Annotated in this window: 19 protein-coding genes; 7 read left to right on the top strand and 12 right to left on the bottom strand. The window is 70.4% G+C overall.

The genetic code is table 11. The features are described 5' to 3' along the window. The 3 genes from BGO22_RS06235 to BGO22_RS06225 form a co-directional block, all read right to left on the bottom strand. The coding region (locus BGO22_RS06235; RefSeq protein WP_286849665.1) for a TolC family protein at positions 1–445 on the bottom strand (445 nt) is incomplete at its 3' end. A gap of 29 nt (positions 446–474) precedes the next feature. Further along, complete coding sequence (locus tag BGO22_RS06230; RefSeq protein ID WP_070397932.1) at positions 475–2,481, bottom strand: MacB family efflux pump subunit; 2,007 nt, start codon at positions 2,479–2,481, stop codon at positions 475–477. Beyond that, the gene (locus tag BGO22_RS06225) at positions 2,478–3,908 is read right to left on the bottom strand and encodes an efflux RND transporter periplasmic adaptor subunit (RefSeq protein ID WP_070397933.1); all 1,431 of its coding nucleotides are present in this window, start codon (positions 3,906–3,908) and stop codon (positions 2,478–2,480) included. Before BGO22_RS06225 ends, BGO22_RS06230 begins: the two co-directional genes overlap by 4 nt. Before the next feature lie 162 nt (positions 3,909–4,070). Between BGO22_RS06225 and BGO22_RS06220 the strand changes: the two genes are divergently transcribed. Both BGO22_RS06220 and BGO22_RS06215 read left to right on the top strand, forming a co-directional pair. Next, positions 4,071–5,597: an ATP-binding protein gene (locus tag BGO22_RS06220; protein WP_083292904.1), complete on the top strand. Its 1,527-nt coding sequence runs from the start codon at positions 4,071–4,073 to the stop codon at positions 5,595–5,597. Then, complete coding sequence (locus tag BGO22_RS06215) at positions 5,590–6,279, top strand: response regulator (protein WP_070397934.1); 690 nt, start codon at positions 5,590–5,592, stop codon at positions 6,277–6,279. Before BGO22_RS06220 ends, BGO22_RS06215 begins: the two co-directional genes overlap by 8 nt. Before the next feature lie 4 nt (positions 6,280–6,283). On the opposite strand, the gene BGO22_RS06210 is transcribed toward BGO22_RS06215, so the two are convergent. Genes BGO22_RS06210 through BGO22_RS06185 form a run of 6 tightly spaced genes read right to left on the bottom strand, consistent with a single transcriptional unit; the run spans position 6,284 to position 10,932 of the window. After that, entirely contained in the window at positions 6,284–7,225 is a 942-nt protein-coding gene (locus BGO22_RS06210; protein WP_070397935.1) for a metal ABC transporter solute-binding protein, Zn/Mn family, read from the bottom strand. After that, positions 7,222–8,127: a metal ABC transporter permease gene (locus tag BGO22_RS06205; RefSeq protein ID WP_070397936.1), complete on the bottom strand. Its 906-nt coding sequence runs from the start codon at positions 8,125–8,127 to the stop codon at positions 7,222–7,224. The genes BGO22_RS06210 and BGO22_RS06205 overlap by 4 nt, the downstream gene beginning before the upstream one ends. Positions 8,128–8,185: 58 nt before the next feature. Next, positions 8,186–8,992 (bottom strand): metal ABC transporter ATP-binding protein, encoded by an 807-nt coding sequence (locus tag BGO22_RS06200; protein ID WP_254668113.1) that lies wholly within the window; start codon positions 8,990–8,992, stop codon positions 8,186–8,188. Beyond that, the gene (locus tag BGO22_RS06195; protein ID WP_070397937.1) at positions 8,989–9,924 is read right to left on the bottom strand and encodes a metal ABC transporter solute-binding protein, Zn/Mn family; all 936 of its coding nucleotides are present in this window, start codon (positions 9,922–9,924) and stop codon (positions 8,989–8,991) included. Before BGO22_RS06195 ends, BGO22_RS06200 begins: the two co-directional genes overlap by 4 nt. Before the next feature lie 32 nt (positions 9,925–9,956). Next, entirely contained in the window at positions 9,957–10,562 is a 606-nt protein-coding gene (locus tag BGO22_RS06190; protein ID WP_070397938.1) for a DUF6162 family protein, read from the bottom strand. A gap of 31 nt (positions 10,563–10,593) precedes the next feature. Then, positions 10,594–10,932, bottom strand: a complete 339-nt coding sequence (locus tag BGO22_RS06185; protein WP_083292907.1) for a hypothetical protein — start codon at positions 10,930–10,932, stop codon at positions 10,594–10,596. Between the two features lie 326 nt (positions 10,933–11,258). Here BGO22_RS06185 and BGO22_RS06180 point away from each other — a divergent pair, with 326 nt between their 5' ends. From BGO22_RS06180 to BGO22_RS06170, 3 genes are read left to right on the top strand one after another with little or no spacing between them, the layout of a single operon-like run. Continuing rightward, positions 11,259–11,969, top strand: a complete 711-nt coding sequence (locus tag BGO22_RS06180; protein WP_070397939.1) for an energy transducer TonB — start codon at positions 11,259–11,261, stop codon at positions 11,967–11,969. Between the two features lie 32 nt (positions 11,970–12,001). Continuing rightward, a complete protein-coding gene (locus tag BGO22_RS06175; RefSeq protein WP_070397940.1) occupies positions 12,002–12,748 on the top strand; it encodes a MotA/TolQ/ExbB proton channel family protein in 747 nt (248 codons plus the stop codon). A gap of 4 nt (positions 12,749–12,752) precedes the next feature. Continuing rightward, positions 12,753–13,163, top strand: a complete 411-nt coding sequence (locus BGO22_RS06170; protein WP_070397941.1) for an ExbD/TolR family protein — start codon at positions 12,753–12,755, stop codon at positions 13,161–13,163. A gap of 117 nt (positions 13,164–13,280) precedes the next feature. Here BGO22_RS06170 and BGO22_RS06165 read toward each other — a convergent pair whose 3' ends face one another. Then, the gene (locus BGO22_RS06165) at positions 13,281–13,688 is read right to left on the bottom strand and encodes a GlcG/HbpS family heme-binding protein (RefSeq protein WP_070397942.1); all 408 of its coding nucleotides are present in this window, start codon (positions 13,686–13,688) and stop codon (positions 13,281–13,283) included. Between the two features lie 184 nt (positions 13,689–13,872). On the opposite strand from BGO22_RS06165, the gene BGO22_RS06160 reads away from it, so the two are divergent. Both BGO22_RS06160 and BGO22_RS06155 read left to right on the top strand, forming a co-directional pair. Next, complete coding sequence (locus BGO22_RS06160) at positions 13,873–14,571, top strand: Bax inhibitor-1/YccA family protein (RefSeq protein WP_070397943.1); 699 nt, start codon at positions 13,873–13,875, stop codon at positions 14,569–14,571. 108 nt (positions 14,572–14,679) lie between these two features. Then, the gene (locus tag BGO22_RS06155) at positions 14,680–14,997 is read left to right on the top strand and encodes a hypothetical protein (RefSeq protein ID WP_070398239.1); all 318 of its coding nucleotides are present in this window, start codon (positions 14,680–14,682) and stop codon (positions 14,995–14,997) included. Positions 14,998–15,094: 97 nt separating this feature from the next. On the opposite strand, the gene rlmD is transcribed toward BGO22_RS06155, so the two are convergent. Next, positions 15,095–16,513 (bottom strand): 23S rRNA (uracil(1939)-C(5))-methyltransferase RlmD, encoded by a 1,419-nt coding sequence (gene rlmD, locus BGO22_RS06150; RefSeq protein ID WP_070397944.1) that lies wholly within the window; start codon positions 16,511–16,513, stop codon positions 15,095–15,097. Between the two features lie 115 nt (positions 16,514–16,628). After that, positions 16,629–17,414, bottom strand: coding sequence for a 3'-5' exonuclease (locus tag BGO22_RS06145; protein ID WP_070397945.1), 786 nt, complete (start codon positions 17,412–17,414; stop codon positions 16,629–16,631). Between the last annotated feature and the right edge of the window lie 71 nt (positions 17,415–17,485).

The following is a 17,485-nucleotide window of genomic DNA, read 5'->3' as shown; positions in this document are numbered from 1 at the left end:
CGCGCACGCCGGCGGCGATGCGGCCCCACAGATCCAGCTCATAGCTGATGGCCAGGCCCGCGCTGGTGGATTCGCGCGACGTGGACGGTGTGCCGGGCGCGTCGCTGCGGCCGGCGGTGGTGCCCAGGCTGGCGCCCACCGAAGGCAGGCGAGCGATGCCGGTCTGCTGCAGGGCGATATCGGCCTGGCGCATGCGCTCCACGGCGATGCGCAGGTCGGCGCTGCCGGCCTGGGCTTCGTCCAGCAGTTGCACCAGCGCGGGCGAACCGAAGCCCTGCCACCAGTCGGTGGTGAGCGCGGGCGAACCGGCTGTGGCGGCCGTGGCGTCCCACTGCGCGGGCATGTCCACCACAGGGCCGCGCGCCGGGTCCTGCGTGATCGCGCAGGCCTGCAAGGCCAGTGCACCGCTCAGCAGGGACAGCTTCAAGACAAGACCACGGTTCATTCCACTACTCCAGGCGCGGCGGGGGGTGTTCATTCGGACGCCAAGGCCACGACAGGGTCGAGCCGCGCGGCCTTGCGCGCCGGCAGGAAGCCGAAGATGAGGCCGGTGGCGAACGCACAGCCGAAGGCCAGCACCACCGGCGCGACGGAAAACTGCACGGCCGTGCCCGAGGCGCCCACCACGGCGGCCACGCCCAGGCCGACGACCACGCCGATGACACCGCCCAGGGCCGACACCACCAGGGCCTCGATCAGGAACTGCTGCAGGATGTTGCGCGTGCGCGCCCCGGTGGCCATGCGGATGCCGATCTCTCGGGTGCGCTCGGTCACGCTCACCAGCATGATGTTCATCACCCCGATGCCGCCCACCAGCAGCGAGATCGCCGCGATGGAGCCGAGCAGCACCGTCATGGTGTTCTGCGTCTCGGTGGCGGTGTCGATGATCGACGCCATGTTGCGGATCTGGAAGTCGATCACGCCATGGCGCTCGGCCAGCAGCGACTCCACCGCCGACTGCGTCTCGTCGATGCGGGCCACGTCCTCCACCGCCACGGTGACGTTGCGCAGGAAGCGCTGGCCCGACAGGCGCAGCTGGCTGGTCGCGTACGGCACCATGACGATGTCGTCCTGGTCGTCGCCGTTGGGCGAGGCGCCGCGCGTGCTCATGACGCCGATCACCTGAAAGATCAGGTTGTTCACCAGGATGTACTGGCCCAGCGGCTCCTGCCCGTCGGGGAACAAGGCCTTGGCCACGGTCTGGCCCAGCACGGCCACGGTGGCGTACTCCTGCTCGTCCTCTTCGCTGAAGAAGGTGCCGCGCTCGACCTTCCACTGCCGCGCCAGCGGGAACTTGGACGAGGTGCCGCGCACGCTGCTGGCGTAGTCCGACTCGCCGAAGCGCAGCGTGACGCTGCTGGTCTGCTCGGGCACGGCGGCCAGCACGTTGGGCACCTCCTTGTCGATGGCCTGCACGTCGGCCAGCACCAGGGTGGCGATGTTCTGGAAGCCGCGCTGGTTGGGTGCGCCCGGGCGCACCAGCAGCAGGTTGGAGCCCATGGCGCTGATGCGGTCGATGACGGCCTGCTTGGCGCCGTCGCCGATGGCCAGCATGGCGATCACCGAGGCCACGCCGATGACGATGCCCAGCAGCGTGAGGATGGCGCGGAACACGTTGGCGCGCAGCGCGCGCAGGGCCGTCTTGGCGGCCTCGGCCACGTCGCCCAGGTGGGAGATGCGGCCGCGCCGCGGCGCCCAGTCGCGCGCCAGCTGCGCGGCCTCGCCCTGCGGCGGTCGCGGGCCGGGGTCGGCCACCACGTGGCCGTCCTTGATCTCGATCACGCGCTGCGCATGCGCGGCCACCTCGGCCGCGTGGGTGATGAGGATCACCGTGTGGCCCTGCGCCGACAGGTCCTTCAGCAGCGCCATCACGTCGGCGCCGCTCTTGCTGTCCAGTGCGCCGGTGGGCTCGTCCGCCAGGATCACGCGCCCGCCGTTCATGAGCGCGCGCGCGATCGACACGCGCTGCTGCTGGCCGCCCGAAAGCTGGTTGGGCCGGTGGTGCGAGCGCTCGCCCAGGCCCAGGGACGCGAGCAGCTCGGCCGCGCGCGCGTGGCGTTCGGCCGGCGGCACGCCGGCGTAGATGGCGGGCACCTCCACGTTGTCGGCGGCGGTGCCGGTGGCGATCAGGTTGTAGCTCTGGAACACGAAGCCGAAGGCGTCGCGGCGCAGCTCGGCCAGCTCGTCGCGCTCCAGCTCGGAGACATCGCGGCCCATGAAGCGGTAGCTGCCGGTGGTGGGCTGGTCCAGGCAGCCCAGGATGTTCATGAGCGTGGACTTGCCCGAGCCCGAGGCGCCCATGATGGCCACCAGTTCACCAGGGTAGATCCGCAGGTCGATGCCGTGCAGCACCTCGACCGCGAGCTCGCCGTTGCGGTAGGTCTTGGTGATGCCACGCAGGTCGATCAGCGGCAGGGCCGCTTCGGCCGGCGCGGCCGCTGGCCGCACGGCGGCATCGGGGGCGGCGGGCAGCTGGCTCATCGGCGCGCCCCGGCCGGTGCGGCTGCCGGCATGCCCCCCGGGCCGCCCGGCCCCCGCTGGCCCAGGGCCGAGCCCTGCGGGTTGTTGTTGCGCGGCTCGGCCTCACGCGTACCGGCGATGACACGATCGCCTTCCTTCAGGCCCGACAGCACCTCGGCGTGCACGCGGTTGCCGATGCCGATGGTGACCTCGCGCTCCTCGACCGTGCCGTCTGCGAGCAGGACCTTGACCTTGGCCTGGCGGGGACCGCGCGTGGCGCGCGGCGCGGCGCCGGGGCCGGCCGCGGCCTTGGGGCTTGCGTTGGGCGCCATTGGGGGTCTGGCTGCGGGCGCGCCGCCGCCCTTCCCTTGTTCGCGCGCCTGGCGGCGTTGCTCGCGCAGGCGCTCGCGCTCTTCGGGCGTCATCTTCTCGACAGCCTCGCGCCCCCCCGGCGCCGCGCGCTGGATCGTCAGCGCCGACATCGGCACCATCAGCACGTCGCGCGCCTGCGCCACCACGAAGAACACCTGCGCGGTCATCTGCGTCATCAGGCTCCGGTTGCTGTTCGGCACCTCGAACAAGGCGTTGTAGAGCACCACGTTGTTGGTCACCGTGGGCGTGGGCTCGATCTTTTTAAGCTCGCCATACCAACGCCGCCCCTGGCCGCCCAGGGTGGTGAAGTACACCGGCATGTCCTGGCGCAGCTTGCTCACGTCGGCCTCCGAGACCTGGGTCTGCACCGTCATCACCGACAGATCGGCGATGCGCAGCAGCGTGGGCGCCTGCTGGTTGGTGTTGAGCGTCTGGCCCTGGCGCGCGGTGATGCTGACCACGGTGCCCGCCATGGGCGCGTAGATCTTGGTGTATTTGAGGTTGGCCTCTTCCACGCGCATGCTGGCCTGCACCTGCTCCATCTGCGCCTTCAGCGAGTTGATCTGCGCGCGCGCGGTGCGCGCCGCCGTCTCGGCGTTCTGCAGGGTTTCGGCGGTGGTGGCCTCCTCGGCCATCAGGTTCTTCTGGCGCTGCAGGTCGCGCTCGGCCTTCACCAGGGCGAGCTCGCGTTCGGCCATCTGGGCCTGCTGCGAACGCAACTGCGCGCGGCTGGCGTCCACCCGCGCCTGCGAGGTCTCGGCGTCGATCTCGGCGAGCAGGTCGCCCTCCTTCACCTCGGTGCCCACCTCCACGTGCAGCTTGCGCAACTGGCCCGAGACCTGGGCGCCCACGTCCACGTAGTCGCGCGGCTGCAGCGAGCCCGTGGCCGCCACCTGGTCCTCGATATCGCCGCGCTGGATGGTGGCGGTGATGTAGGTGCTCCCGGTCTTGGCGCCGGGCCCCCATTGGAACCACCAGGCCGCGCCACCGCCCAGCAGGGCCAGGCCGGCCAGGATCAGGAGCGCGGTGCGCCAGGGGTGGCGGCGAACAGAGGAAGTCTTCTGGGTCGGGTTCATGGTCGGGTACGCGCCGCCGGGTGGAGCGGTTCTGTGGGGGCGGATGGTGCGGGGCAAATATGGAAAGAATGCGTACGGCGTGCGAAGACCGGTTCACACAAGGGCCTGGGCTTGGCGCCGGCCTTGCACAGTGTTTGCCAGATTCCGGTTTAGGCTCACCCCATGTCCGCCGGCCCGCTCCCCTCCTCCACACGCCCCCGCGCCTGGCTCTCGCGCTTCGACTCGCTGCGCGTGAAGCTCTTCCTGGCCATCGCAGGCGCCAACGTGGTGCTGGTGATGGCGGCTTACCTCATCTACAGCTGGAGCTTCGACAAGGGCCTGGTCGAGTACCTGAACAAGGCCGACGAGACGCGCCTGCAGCCCCTGGTGGTGCGCCTGGCCAATGGCTACCGCGAGCAGGGCCACTGGGATTGGATCGTGAACGACCGCGAGCGCTGGTTCGAACTCTCGCGCGAAGTGTTGGGCTCCGGGCGCGTGCCGCGCCGCCCGGGCGAACAGGGCCAGCCGCCCGGCGCTGCGCCGCCCCCGAATGCGCCCGCGCCACCGGCCTCGCGCCCTTCGGCCGACGCGCCGCCGCCCGGCAACCCGCCCGCGCTCACCATCGACCCGCGCCTGCTGCTGCTGGACGCCGAACGCCGCGTGCTCATCGGGCCCGAGTGGCGCGCCGAACAAGCCGTGTTCAAACCCATCACGGTGGACGAGCGCCTGGTCGGCTACCTGGGCTATGTGCCGCGCCTGCAGATGGTGGCCTCGCTGGAGCGCGTGTTCCAGGCGCAGCAGGCGCGCACCTACGCGGCCATCGCGCTCGGCCTGTTCGCGGCCGTGCTGCTGAACGCGGCGCTGATCGCGCACTGGCTGTCGCGCCGCTTGCGCGCGCTGGGCGCGGGCACCACCGCCATCGCGCAGGGCGACTACGGGGTGCGCCTGAACGCCCAGGGCCACGACGAGTTGGCCCAGCTCGCCGACGGCTTCAACCGCATGGCCGAGTCGCTGCAGGCCGCGCGCCAGGCGCGCCAGCAGTGGATCGCCGACATCGCCCACGAACTGCGCACGCCGCTGGCCACGCTGCGCGCCGAGATCGAGGCGCTGCAGGACGGCATTCGCCGGCCCGACGCGGCCAACCTCGACTCGCTGGCGCAGGAGGTGAACCGCCTCACGCGCCTGGTGGACGACCTGCGCCTGCTCTCCCTGTCCGACCTGGGCGCGCTGGACTACCGCTTCGCGCCGCTGGACCTGGGCCCCTTCGTGGCCGACTACCTGCACGACGCCACCGCGCGGCCGGGCCGGCGCCTGCAGCTGCACACCGACCTGCCCGCGGGCCTGCGCGTGCGCGCCGATGGCGACCGGCTCGACCAGGTGCTGGCCAACCTGCTGCAGAACACGCGGCGCTACACCAACGACCCGGCCACGCTGAGCGTGCGCCTGGCGCGCGAGGGACAGGAAGCGCGCCTGAGCTGGGAAGACTCCGCGCCCGGCGTGCCAGCCGAGGCCCTGCCGCGCCTGACGGACCGGCTCTACCGCGTGGACGAATCGCGCGCCAGCGCCAGCGGCGGCTCGGGCCTGGGCCTGGCCATCGCGCGCGCCATCATCGAAGGCCATGGCGGCCGCATGACCGCCTCGGCCAGCGCGCTGGGCGGGCTGCGCTGGGACATCTGGCTGCCGCTGCACACGGAGGCCGCGCATGGCTGAACCGGCGGGCCGCATCCTCATCGTCGAGGACGAGAACAAGATCGCCGGCGTGCTGCTCGACTACCTCGCGCAGTCGGGCTTCGAGACGCACCACCTCACACGCGGCGACGAGGTGGAGGGCTGGCTGGCCGAGCACCCGGTGGACCTGGTGCTGCTGGACCTGATGCTGCCCGGCAAGAGCGGGCTGGACGTGTGCAAGGCCCTGCGCAGCGGCCAGCCCGGCCGGCCGGCACCGGCCATCGTCATGGTCACGGCGCGCGTGGAGGAAATCGATCGCCTGCTGGGCCTGGAGCTGGGCGCCGACGACTACATCTGCAAGCCCTTCAGTCCGCGCGAGGTGGTGGCGCGCGTGAAGGCGGTGCTGCGCCGGGGCAGGCACGCGCCCGCCAGCGCGCCGGGCGGCCTGCAACTGGACGAAGCCGCCTGGCGCGCCACGCTCGACGGCCATGACCTGGGCCTGACCGTGGTGGAATTCCAGCTGCTCAAGGTGCTGAGCGCGCGGCCGGGCCGCATCTTTTCGCGCGAGCAGCTCATGGACGCGATGTACCGCGACGAGCGCATCGTCTCCGACCGCACGGTGGACAGCCACATCAAGAAGCTGCGGCGCAAGATCGAGGACGCCGCGCCAGGCCGCGACCTGATCCACTCGGTGTACGGCCTGGGCTACAAGTACGAGCCCTGAGGGCTCAGGGCGCCAGCGCGCCCAGGCGCTCGGCATTGACCTGCAGGTCGGCCAGCGGGTCGCGGCCCTCGGTCTGCAGCACGATCAACCGCGCGCCGGCCTCTTGCACGGCCTGCGCCACGGCGGGCAGCGGCTCTCGGTGGTGCAACGCGGCGGCCACCGAACCGTCGCGCAGGCGCTGCGTCAGCGCCGCCAGTGCTTCGGGTGTCCAGGCCGCATCGTCCTCGCGCGAATCGGTGCCCACCAGGTCCAGGTTGAAGCCGCTCACCAGATAGTCCAGTCGGTCGGACAGGCTGAACACCGAGAGATTGGCCGCGCGCGCCAGGCGGGCCTCGCTCATCGCGGTGACGGCCAGCAAGCGCTGGCGCAGCGCGGCCACGTTGTCCTGCAGGCGGGGCCTGGCGTGCGGCACCAGGCGCGACACGTCGGCCGCGATCACGTCGGCCATGCGGCCCAGGTTCACGGTGTCGAGCCAGGGCAGCGCGGCCGCCGGGTCCACGCCCTCGCGCAGCGCGATGCCGGGGAGCGAGGCGTCGAGCGGGCGCGCGGCGTCGATCTCGATCAGGCGGATGTTCTGGCGCCGCGCCAGCGGAAACAGCGGGTCGTCGGGCCAGATGGAACGCAGCGCGATCACCGCGTCGGCCTGGCGCGCGGCCTGGGCCAGGCCGGCCGCACCGCGGCTGCCGAAGAAGGCGAGCTGGCGGTTCGCCGGCAGTGTCTCGGGCACGGGCCGCAGCACCGCGATGCCGGTGCCTTGCACCACCGTTTGCGTGAGCGAGGCCACCACGGGGTGCGCGACCAGCAGGCGCGCGGGCGCGGCAGGGGCCGCGGCAGACGGCGCGGCGGGGGTGGCGGTCTGGGCGTGCGCGGCCAGCGGCGCGGTGGCGGCCAGCAGCGCCGCCAGACAGGCGCCGCCCAGGCGGCGGCAAACGGAGCGCGGGTTCATCCGGCGTGTCCTTTGAGGGCGGGCGTGAAGCCGCGAACGATGGCGGCGAGCCCGAACAGCGCGCCGGCGGTGAGGATGATGGCCGCGCCCGAAGGCACCGGCAGCTCGAGTTCGATCGGCACCAGGATGCCGACCTGCGTGCTGAGGGTGGCGATGAGCACGCTCAACCAGAAGAAGCCCCGCAGCGACAGGCTCAGCAGGCGCGCGGCCGCGGCCGGAATGATCAGCAGCGCGCCCACCAGGATGGCGCCGATGACCTTGACCGAGGCCACGGTGACCAGGGTCACCAGCACCACGAACAGGTAATCCAGCAGCTTCACGCGCACGCCGCGCACGCTGGCCAGCTGCGGGTTGAAGCTGGCCAGCATGAAGCGGTTGTAGAGCGGCAGCGTGAGCGCCACCACCAGCGTGGCCACCACCAGCAGCACCAGCAGGTCGCTGGTGTCGACCGTGAGCACCGAGCCAAACAGCACGTTCTCCAGGATGTGGATGTTCACGCGGCCCGACAGCACCAGCAGCAGGCTGGCACCCAGCGAGAGCGAGACCGCGAGGAAGACGCCGATCAGCGTGTCCGGCGACAGGCCGGTGCGGTTGCGCAGGTACATCAGCAGCAGGCCAAACAGCGTGCAGTAGGCGAACAGGCTGCCGTAGGGCCCGGTGTAGGGCTCGCCCAGCAGGATGCCGATGGCCACGCCGGTGAGCGCCGCGTGGCCCACGGCCTCGGAGAAAAAGGCCAGGCGCTTGACCACCACCAGCGTGCCCAGGCCACCGAGCACGGGGCCGATGCACAGGCCCGCGAGCACGGCGTTGACCACGAAGCCATAGCTCAGCGAATTCGGCAGCACGCCTTGCTCGGCCAGGTGCTGGATGGCGTGGCGCAGGGACTCGATCCATCCGGTCATTGGGAAGCCTCCGCGCGACGCGCTGCGGTGCGAGCCCCTTCGGGCGGCCGTGCGCGGCTCATGCCGCCACCTCCTCGACCGCGGCCTCGTGCCGCGGTCGGTGCGAGAACAGCGCCAGCACGCGCTGCGGCGTCAGCGCCTCGGCGGGCGTGCCGTCGAACAGCACCTGGCGGTTCAGGCCGCTCACCCGGTCGGCCAGCCGCGTGACGGCGTCCAGGTCGTGCTCGATCCACAGCACCGTGGTGCGCCGCTCGCGCCAGTGCGCCAGCAGGTCTTCGAACACGCGCATGCCGGCCTCGTCGAGCGCGGACATGGGTTCGTCGAGCAGGATCAGGTCGGGCGCGGGGATCAGGGCCTGCGCCAGCAGCACGCGCTGGCGCTCGCCGCCCGACAGCGCCCCCATGCGGCGCCGCGCCTTGTCCCACATGCCCACCCGCCGCAAGGCCTGCTCCACCGGCACCTGCCAGCGCCGCGACAGGCCCAGCAGCACCGGACGGCGCTGGCACATGGCCCCCATGAAGTCCAGCACCGTCATCGGCAGGCCGGCGTCGAAGGCCAGGGCCTGCGGCACGTAGCCCACCACGCCGGGCCGCTCGCCCGGCCACTCCAGGGCGATTCGGCCGCGGTGCGGCACCTGGCCCAGCAGGGCCTTGAACAGCGAACTCTTGCCGCCGCCGTTGGGCCCCACCAGGGCGTGCACGCCAGCGGCGGCCACGCGCAGGTCCACGCCCTGCAGGATCCCGGTCTGGCCGAGGGTGAGAGAGACCCGGTCGAACGCCAGGGCGGGCCCGCCGCGACCCGCTGGCCCGGCGAGTTCGGGGGGCAGCGACCCGCGCGGCGGCGTGGCATGGAGAGCCGCGCTCACGCCGCCTCCTGGATCGCGCGCACCACGGTGGCGAGGTTCTTCGCGATGTCCTGTTCGAACTTCTCGGCCGTGTAGGGCCCGTGCGAGATGTGCGTGAGCGCGTACAGGCGCACGCCGGTCTCGCGGCGGATGGTGTCGACGTAGGCCGAGGGGAAGTCCATCTCCGAGAAGATCACCTTCACGTCGAGCGCACGGATCTGATCGATGGTGCCCTTGAGCTGGGCCGGGCTGGGCTCGATGCCGTGTGCCGGCTCCACCACCGCCGCCACCTCCAGGCCGAACTCGCGCAACAGGTAGTCGTAGGCACCGTGGATGGTGGCGATGCGGAAATCGGCACCGGGCGTTTTCACCAGTTGGCCGAGCGCGTCGGCGCGCAGCTTGCGCAGATTCTGCGCGTAGGCGCGGGCATTGGCGGTGTAGGCGGCGGCGTTGGCGGGGTCGATCTGGCCGAGCGCGCGTGCGATGGTGTTGACCTGCGAGATGGAGGCCGTGACCGACAGGAAGGTGTGCGGGTTCACCACCTTGCCCGAGGTGCCGCGCCCCGCGCCCACGGCCGCCAGCAGCGGCACCTGGGCGTTGGCCTCGATCACCCGAAGGTCGGGCTTCTCGCTGGCCTTGATCATGCGGCCTGCGAAGTCGTCGTGACCCACGCCGTTGAGCACGATCGCGTCGAGCGAGGCGATGCGCTTGATGTCTTCGGTGCGCGGCTCGTAGGCGTGCGGGTTGAAGCCGGCGGGAATCACGGGCACCACCTCGGCGCGCTCACCCACGATGTTGGCGACGTAGCTGTAGTAGGGGTGCAGGGTCACGCCCACGCGCAGGCGCCTGGCCTGGGCGAAGGCGGGCAGGCCGGTGGCGGCCAGCGCCAGGGGCGTGCTGGCCAGGGCCGCGAGCAGGCGGCGGCGCGCGAAGGGCGTCTGAAGGTCTTGCATGGTGATGTGTTCGGTGAATGTCGGCGCCGGGCTCAGTGCGCGGTGTCCTTGCGCGTCACGCCGGCGTCGTAGCGCGTGACCACCTGGCGCCAGCCCTGGCGCACCAGCGCCGGGCCGTCGATGCCCTCGGGCCAGGCCACGGGGCCTTCGCGCTGGATCCAGATCTCGACCGCGTGCTCGTGCGCGTGCCCATCGGCGGCGGGGCCGACCGTGGCCGGTACGCGCAGCAGCAGGGACGCGGCCACCTGCGGCTCGGCGCTGCGGCCGACGAAAGCCAGGTCCTGCCCCTGCGGGCTCGACCGCCACTCGTGCGCACCGCGGGCGCGCGCTTCGGGGCCGGGGGCGAAGGGCGGCAGGCCCCGTTCGCGCAGGCGGTCCAGCGTGGGCATGGCCTGGTCTTCGTCGCGCAGCGCGGCGATCTCATCGGCGGCGACCAGCAGGTCGGCGTGCACGCCCTGCTCGGCCGCGTTCAGTTGCGTGCGCGCGTCCACCTGGTGCGTGGCCAGGGCAGAGGCGGCCGGCGCCTGCGATCGCACGCCGACGACCAGCGCCGCCAAGGCGAGCACACCCGCCGCGGCGAGCAGCACCCACAGGGTTTCGTGGCCGGCGCCCGCCGGCCTCACCACTTGGGTGCTCATGCGGACAGCTCCGTGCGGCGCGCAGCGGCGCTCATGGCTTCACGTCGGTATGGTCCACCTCGACCGAGTGCTCGCCGCCGTCTTCCAGGCGCACGAAGTACTCGCCCTCGGGCAGGCGGAAGCGCCAGGTGGAGTCGCCACCCAGCGTGCCTTTGGCCAGCACGCGCTCGTCGTAGGCTTTCACCGAGACGGCCATGCCGGCCGCGTCGCTGCCGTCGGAGAACTCGCCCTTGCACTGCACCATGTTGTCGGCGGCGGGCTGGCAGGCCAGCAGCAGGCTGTGCGCGGAGGACAGGCCGGGCCAGGCCAGCGCGCCGGTGAGCAGGACGGGGGCCCACCAGGCGGTGGGACGGGACAGGAAAGGGGGCATGGGTGTATCGGGCGAGTTCGTCGATGAGCCTGAATCATAAATGAGAATTGTTTTTACTCTCAGAAAGAGACGGGGCTCACCTGCCAGAATCGATCGAGGCGGCCCGCGCCGAAGCGCACAATGGGGATCTGCGGTGTGCCGACGGAATTTTTTTGCGCCGACCATGAGAATGCGAAACATTCTCGTTTAGAATGCCTCCACTTTCCTGTCACACCCCGTGTGCGCCGCCGTCGCGAAAGGATGTTCTCCATGATCACAGGCCTCGTCGTTCACGTTGCCAGTCTCATGCTGACCCTGATCGCGCTGTACTGGATCTTTCGACGCGAATGAGTTTTGAAACGACCGTCTCCGTACCGACCCCGTCGCGGCGCCTGAACCGCCGCCTCGCCGTGGTCGGCTCGGTGCTGGGCTTTCACGTGCTGGCGGTCTGGGCCTTGCAGAGCGGCTTGCTGCGCCGCGCGGTGGAGCTGGTGATTCCCGTGGAGGTGATGGCCGAGCTCATCGAGCCGCCGCAGCCCCAGGTGACGCCCGAACCGCCGGCCCCGGCGCCGCCCGCGCCCAAGCCGCCGCCACCCAAGCCGCGCCCGGCCCCGCCGCCGCCGCGCCCGCTGCCGGTGGCCACGCCCTCGCCTGCCCCGGCGCCGATCCAGGCCGCACCGCCCGAGCCTGTGGTGCCGGCGCCGCCGGCACCCGTGATGCCCGCGCCCCCGCCCGCTCCCCCGGCACCGCCCGCGCCTGCGCCCGTGGTGACCCTCCCCTCCAGCCAGGCGGACTACCTCAGCAACCCCAAGCCCGCCTATCCCTCGCTGTCCAAGCGCATGGGCGAACAAGGACGGGTGCTGGTGCGTGCCTTCGTCGACACCAAGGGCATGCCCAGCCGGGTCGAGGTGGCCCGATCCAGCGGCTTCGAGCGGCTGGACAAGACCGCCGTCGACACCGTGCTGCGCTGGCGCTTCGTGCCCGGCAAGCGCGGTGGCGAACCCGTGGCCATGTGGGTCGAGGTACCGATCGTTTTCGAATTGAACTTTTCGAACTGAAGTCAACCGCTTTTCTCAGGAGCCCGCTTTTCATGGATTCGCCGTTCGTCTCATCCGGCCTCGCCCACGTTTGGACCCAGGGTGACTGGGTCACCCGCAGCGTCGCCCTGGTGCTGCTGACCATGTCGCTGGCCTCGTGGATCATCATCCTGTGGAAAGCCCTGGACCTGCGCGCGCAGCGCGCCCAGGCGCGCGGCGTCGAAGGCTTCTGGCACAGCAGCGACTTCGCCGAAGGGTTGGAAAAACTCGGCGACGCCGAAGGCAACCCTTTCCGCACCGCCGCCATCGAGGGCCGCGAGGCCGCCCGCCACATCACCCACCAGGACGGCGCCAGCCGGCCGCAGCTGCACGACAACCTGGACGTGAGCGACTGGATCGAGCGCGCCCTGCGCAAGAGCGTGGACGACTTCACCATCCGCGCCCAGGGCGGCCTGTCGGTGCTGGCCTCGGTGGCGTCCACGGCGCCCTTCGTCGGCCTGTTCGGCACGGTCTGGGGCATCTACCACGCGCTGCTGAGCATCGGCAGCTCGGGCCAGGTGGCCATCGACAAGGTCGCCGGCCCGATCGGCGAGGCGCTGATCATGACGGCCCTGGGCCTGCTGGTGGCCATTCCCGCCGTGCTGGGCTACAACGCACTGGTGCGGGGCAACAAGGCCGTGCTGCACAAGCTCAACCGCTTCGCGCACGACCTGCACGCCTACTTCGTCACCGGTGCCCGCGTGAGCGTGGGCGCCGAGGGCAAGGTCCTGCCCATCAAGCAGCAGCAACAGCGGGGTTGATCACATGGCCATTGGCACGCAAGACACCAGCGACGAAGTCATGAGCGAGATCAACATGATCCCGTTCATCGACGTCATGCTGGTGCTGCTCATCATCTTCATCATCACGGTGCCGGTCATCCAGCACGCGGTGAACATCGACCTGCCGCAGGCGAGCGTCGAAAAGGTGCAGGACAAGCCCGAGAACATCCGCTTCTCGGTGAACGCCGAAGGCCAGTACTTCTGGAACGACCAGCGCCTGGCCGATGGCGAACTGGCGGGCAGGCTCAGCGCCGCCGCCGCGCAAGACCCGCAGCCCGAGCTGCACATCCGCGGCGACAAGGCCGTGCGCTACGAGCGCGTGGCCCTGGCCATGGCCGCGGCGCAGAAGGCCGGGCTGCGCAAAATCGGTTTCATCACGGAGCCCACGCCCTGAGGGGCGGGGACCGCGTCACGTATCGTGGGGCGACCCGGGGATTCTCCATCCCCGAGCGTCGTTTTTAGCCAGCCAGGGCGGTCACCCGCCGTTAGCCAGGCGTTTTTTACCCGATCCTCAAAGACCGAGCGCGGCGATGCCAGCACGGGCGATCTGCGCGTCCTCGCTCGACTTCACGCCGCTCACGCCAACGGCGCCGATGCACTGGCCGTCCTTCATCACCGGCACACCGCCCTCCAGCATGCCTTGCAGCTGCGGCGCACTCAGGAACGAGATGCGGCCCTGGTTGATGACGTCCTCATAGACCTTGCTCTCGCGGCGGCCCAGCGCGGCCGTGTGCGCCTTGGCGGGCGCGATGTGGGCCGAGATGGCCGGCGCGCCGTCCAGGCGCTGCAGCCACAGCAGGTGGCCGCCGTCGTCCACGATGGCGATGGTCACGTTCCACTGGTTCTTCAGGGCCTCGGCCTCGGCGGCGATGGCCATGGCCTTGACGTCGGCGGCGTCGAGCTGGTGTTTGGTCTTCATGAACGTCTTTCTGTATTCAGGATCGAAAAGCGGGGAAAGCCCGACGATAACCCGGCGATTCCTCACCCGACAGTCACAACTGCCCTCACCGCACGCCCACGGGCGCCGGCCAGGAATTTGAGGGCCCCAAGGAACCTCGTGCACAATGCCAGAGTCTTACGGCAGACTTAAGGAGAATTCCACCATGTCCGACCACGTGCAAACCAACGGCCGCTTCGGCACCGCTGTTTCGGCCAGCGCCACGCAACGCAACCGCGTGCTGCGCAACACCTACTGGCTGCTCGCGCTGTCCATGCTGCCCACGGTTCTGGGCGCCTGGGTGGGCGTGAGCACCGGCATCACCGCCAGCCTCACGGGCGGCCTGGGCCTGATCGTCTTCCTGGGCGGCGCCTTCGGCTTCATGTTCGCGATCGAAAAGACCAAGAACTCGGCCGCCGGTGTGCCGATCCTGCTGGCCTTCACCTTTTTCATGGGCCTGATGCTGTCGCGCCTGCTGGCGATGGTGCTGGGCTTCTCCAACGGCGCCAGCCTGATCATGATGGCCTTCGGCGGCACCGCCGCCGTGTTCTTCGGCATGGCCTCGCTGTCCACCATCATCAAGCGCGACCTGTCGAACATGGCCAAGTTCCTGTTCATCGGCGCGATCCTGATCGTGGTGGCCGCCGTGGCGAACGTGTTCATCCAGTCCAGCGCGCTGATGATCACCATTTCCGTGCTGGCCGTGGGCGTGTTCTCCGCCTTCATCCTGGTCGACCTCAAGCGCGTGCAGGACGGCGAGGAAACCAACTACATCAGCGCCACGCTGGGCGTGTACCTGAGCCTGTACAACGTGTTCCAGAGCCTGCTGATGCTGCTGGGCGTGTTCGGCGGCGACCGCGAGTGAGCCGTTTCACCCCGTGAAAGAAGGGCCTTCGGGCCCTTTTTTCTTGGCCAAGGCCGTCAAGTTCCGGCCCGGCCCGCCGAAATGCAAGGGCAAGCCACCAAGACCACCATGCGACGTCCCGCCCTCCTCCTGCTCACACTCGCCAGCACCTGGCTGGCCGGCTGCGATGCCCTGGGCATCGAGACCGCCACGCAGGTGAATGCCCGCAAGGAGTCGGAGGGCCGCGCCATCGGCAGCGCCTGCCGCCACGCGGTGCGCAGCATCGAGTCCTGCTTCCAGACCAACCCGCGCGCGGGCAAGGCCGCGGTGTTCGCGGGCTGGCGAGAGATGGACCAATACATGCGGGACAACAACGTCGTGGGCATGCCCTCCGAGGGCGAGGCGGCCCCAGCCGAGAAGGCCTCGTCGGACAAGCCGACGTCCTGACGGCTTCTGGCCTCCACCTCGCGGAGCTGGCGGACACCGGGCGCCCTGCTCGGCGAATGTCCTGCGGACGGCTGCGCCGTCCTCCTCCGTTACTTCGCTACGCAGGGCACTCAGCGTCTGCCAACTCGAACACGGCCATGCTCTCGACATGCGCGGTGTGCGGGAACATGTTCACCGCACCCGCCGCCACGCAGCGGTAGCCGGCCTGGTGCACCAGAAGACCCGCGTCGCGCGCCAGCGTGGCGGGGTTGCAGCTCACGTAGACGATGCGCGTCGGGGGCGTCCAAGCGCCCCGCAGTTCGGGTTGCTGGTGCAGATCGGCCAATGCCTTGACCAACGCAAAGGCGCCTTCCCGGGGCGGATCGACCAGCCACTTCTGCGCCACGCCATCGGCCACCAACTGCTCGGGCGTCATCTCGAACAGGTTGCGGGCGGCAAAGCGCGTGGGCGCGAAGGCCCGCGCCCGGCCTTCGCCATTGCGCGCCAGGTTCTCGCGCGAGCGGGCGACCAGGGCTTCGCTGCCCTCCACGCCCAGCACCTCGCGTGCCGTGGTGGCGATGGGCAGGGTGAAGTTGCCCAGACCGCAGAACCAGTCGATCACGCGCTCGTCGGCGCGCGCGTCCAGCAGGCGCAGCGCGCGCGACACCAGCACGCGGTTGATCGACGGATTGACCTGCGTGAAATCGGTGGGCCTGAAGGGCATGACCACGCCGAACTCGGGCAAGGCGTAGCTCAGTTCCTCGCCGCCCTCGTCGAGCCGGCGCACGGTGTCGGGGCCCTTGGCCTGAAGCCACCACTGCACGCCATGCCGCTGGCCGAAGGCGCGCAGGCGCGACAGGTCGTCCTCGCTCAGCGGCTCCAGGTGGCGCAGCACCAGCGCGGTGACGCTGTCGCCGCAGGCCAGTTCGATCTGCGGGCAGGTTTCGCGCGCGTCCATCTCGAAGATCAGCTCGCGCAGCGGCGCCAGCATGTCGCTCACGTGCGGTGGCAGCACCAGGCACACGCCCATGTCGGCCACGTAGCGGCTCTTGCGCTCGTGAAAGCCGATCAACACCACGCCCTTCTTGTGCACGTGGCGCACCGACAGGCGCGCGCGGTGGCGGTAGCCCCAGGCGGGGCCTTCGATCGGGCGCAGGATGGTCTCGGCGCGCACCTTGCCCAGGTGCCAGAGGTTGTCCTCCAGCACGCGCTGCTTGATGGCCACCTGCGCGGCCGGGTGCAGGTGCTGCATCTTGCAGCCGCCGCAGGCGCCCGCGTGCAGGCCGAAATGCGGGCAGCGGGGGCGCACGCGCTGCGAGGACTCGCGGTGCACCGCCGTGGTGGTGGCGGCTTCCCAGTTGTTCTTCTTGCGGTGAACGGAGACGCTGACCTGCTCAAAAGGCAGCGCACCCTCGATGAACACCACCTTGCCGTCGGCGCGGTGGGCGATGCCCTGGGCCTCGATGTCCAGGGACTCGACGGCAAGCGAACCGTCGGGATAGGCGGGGGATGTGTGGGGAGGAGACTCTGCGGACATCCCGCAATTGTCTCAGGCCGGCCGAAAGCGGCCGTGTCGTCGCCGGACCGCCCCCAGGCGACATGGCCCCCTCGGGGGACAGCGACCCGCGCAGCGGCGAAGCGTGGGGGCTACGTCAAGCCCAGGCCGCCAGGTATTCCTGCCAATGCGGTTCGCCCGGCGCCAGCCCACCCAGCGTCTCCTTCACGTAGGCGATCTCGCGTTCGTACTCGTCGGGCGTGAAGCCGCCGCGCATTTTCTGGAAGCGGCAGTACATGAGGTAGGTGTTCATCACGTCCGTCTCGCAGTAGCGGCGGATGGCGTCGGTCTGCCCTGCGAGGAACTGCGGGTAGACCTGAGAGCCGTCCATGCCCAGCTTGCCGGGAAAGCCGCAGAGCTTGGCCAGGCTGTCCAGGGGCGCGTTGTTCTTCGGCGTGTACATGGCCAGCAGGTCCATCAGATCCAGGTGGCGCATGTGGTAACGGCCGATGTAGTTGTTCCACTTGAACTCGCGGTCGTCCTCGCCCATGTCCCAGTACTTGTTGGCTTCCAAGCCGTGGCGCAGGCCGCGGTAGTGCAGCACGGGCAGATCGAAGCCACCGCCGTTCCAGCTCACGAGTTGGGGCACGTGCTTCTCGATCGCCTGGAAGAAGCTCTGGATGACCTTGGCCTCGCTCTGGCCGTCCTTGTCGACGAAGGAGTGGATGCGCAGGCCCTCGGCATTGCGGAACACGCAGCTGATGACCAGCACGCGCTGCAGGTACAGGGGCATGAAATCGCTCTGCCCCTTTTCTTTGCGCTCGGCCACCCAGGCGGCGTGGACCTGCTCATCGCTCAGCTCGGCGCCGGCCCCGCGCAGTGCGCGCAGGCCGTCCACGTCCGGAATGGACTCGATGTCGAAGACGAGGACGGGCCAGGCCATGCGCGGCCGGGCTCAGCGCTTGGGCAGGTGGGCCAGCGGGTCCACCGGCTTGCCCTGGCGGCGCACCTCGA

The sequence above is a fragment of the Hydrogenophaga sp. 70-12 genome, assembly GCF_001897365.1.
GTDB classification, from domain to species: Bacteria; Pseudomonadota; Gammaproteobacteria; order Burkholderiales; family Burkholderiaceae_C; genus Hydrogenophaga; species Hydrogenophaga borbori.
This window is presented reverse-complemented; position numbering and strand designations above follow the sequence as displayed.

What these genes read in the sequence shown, in the direction of transcription:
- BGO22_RS06195 (WP_070397937.1), bottom strand. Translation starts at nt 9,924, where the DNA reads ATGCAAGACCTTCAGACGCCCTTCGCGCGCCGCCGCCTGCTCGCGGCC.
- BGO22_RS06230 (WP_070397932.1), bottom strand. Translation starts at nt 2,481, where the DNA reads ATGAGCCAGCTGCCCGCCGCCCCCGATGCCGCCGTGCGGCCAGCGGCC.
- BGO22_RS06160 (WP_070397943.1), top strand. Translation starts at nt 13,873, where the DNA reads ATGTCCGACCACGTGCAAACCAACGGCCGCTTCGGCACCGCTGTTTCG.
- BGO22_RS06220 (WP_083292904.1), top strand. Translation starts at nt 4,071, where the DNA reads ATGTCCGCCGGCCCGCTCCCCTCCTCCACACGCCCCCGCGCCTGGCTC.
- BGO22_RS06145 (WP_070397945.1), bottom strand. Translation starts at nt 17,414, where the DNA reads ATGGCCTGGCCCGTCCTCGTCTTCGACATCGAGTCCATTCCGGACGTG.
- BGO22_RS06205 (WP_070397936.1), bottom strand. Translation starts at nt 8,127, where the DNA reads ATGACCGGATGGATCGAGTCCCTGCGCCACGCCATCCAGCACCTGGCC.
- BGO22_RS06190 (WP_070397938.1), bottom strand. Translation starts at nt 10,562, where the DNA reads ATGAGCACCCAAGTGGTGAGGCCGGCGGGCGCCGGCCACGAAACCCTG.
- rlmD (WP_070397944.1), bottom strand. Translation starts at nt 16,513, where the DNA reads ATGTCCGCAGAGTCTCCTCCCCACACATCCCCCGCCTATCCCGACGGT.
- BGO22_RS06180 (WP_070397939.1), top strand. Translation starts at nt 11,259, where the DNA reads ATGAGTTTTGAAACGACCGTCTCCGTACCGACCCCGTCGCGGCGCCTG.
- BGO22_RS06175 (WP_070397940.1), top strand. Translation starts at nt 12,002, where the DNA reads ATGGATTCGCCGTTCGTCTCATCCGGCCTCGCCCACGTTTGGACCCAG.
- BGO22_RS06225 (WP_070397933.1), bottom strand. Translation starts at nt 3,908, where the DNA reads ATGAACCCGACCCAGAAGACTTCCTCTGTTCGCCGCCACCCCTGGCGC.
- BGO22_RS06170 (WP_070397941.1), top strand. Translation starts at nt 12,753, where the DNA reads ATGGCCATTGGCACGCAAGACACCAGCGACGAAGTCATGAGCGAGATC.
- BGO22_RS06215 (WP_070397934.1), top strand. Translation starts at nt 5,590, where the DNA reads ATGGCTGAACCGGCGGGCCGCATCCTCATCGTCGAGGACGAGAACAAG.
- BGO22_RS06155 (WP_070398239.1), top strand. Translation starts at nt 14,680, where the DNA reads ATGCGACGTCCCGCCCTCCTCCTGCTCACACTCGCCAGCACCTGGCTG.
- BGO22_RS06210 (WP_070397935.1), bottom strand. Translation starts at nt 7,225, where the DNA reads ATGAACCCGCGCTCCGTTTGCCGCCGCCTGGGCGGCGCCTGTCTGGCG.
- BGO22_RS06165 (WP_070397942.1), bottom strand. Translation starts at nt 13,688, where the DNA reads ATGAAGACCAAACACCAGCTCGACGCCGCCGACGTCAAGGCCATGGCC.
- BGO22_RS06185 (WP_083292907.1), bottom strand. Translation starts at nt 10,932, where the DNA reads ATGCCCCCTTTCCTGTCCCGTCCCACCGCCTGGTGGGCCCCCGTCCTG.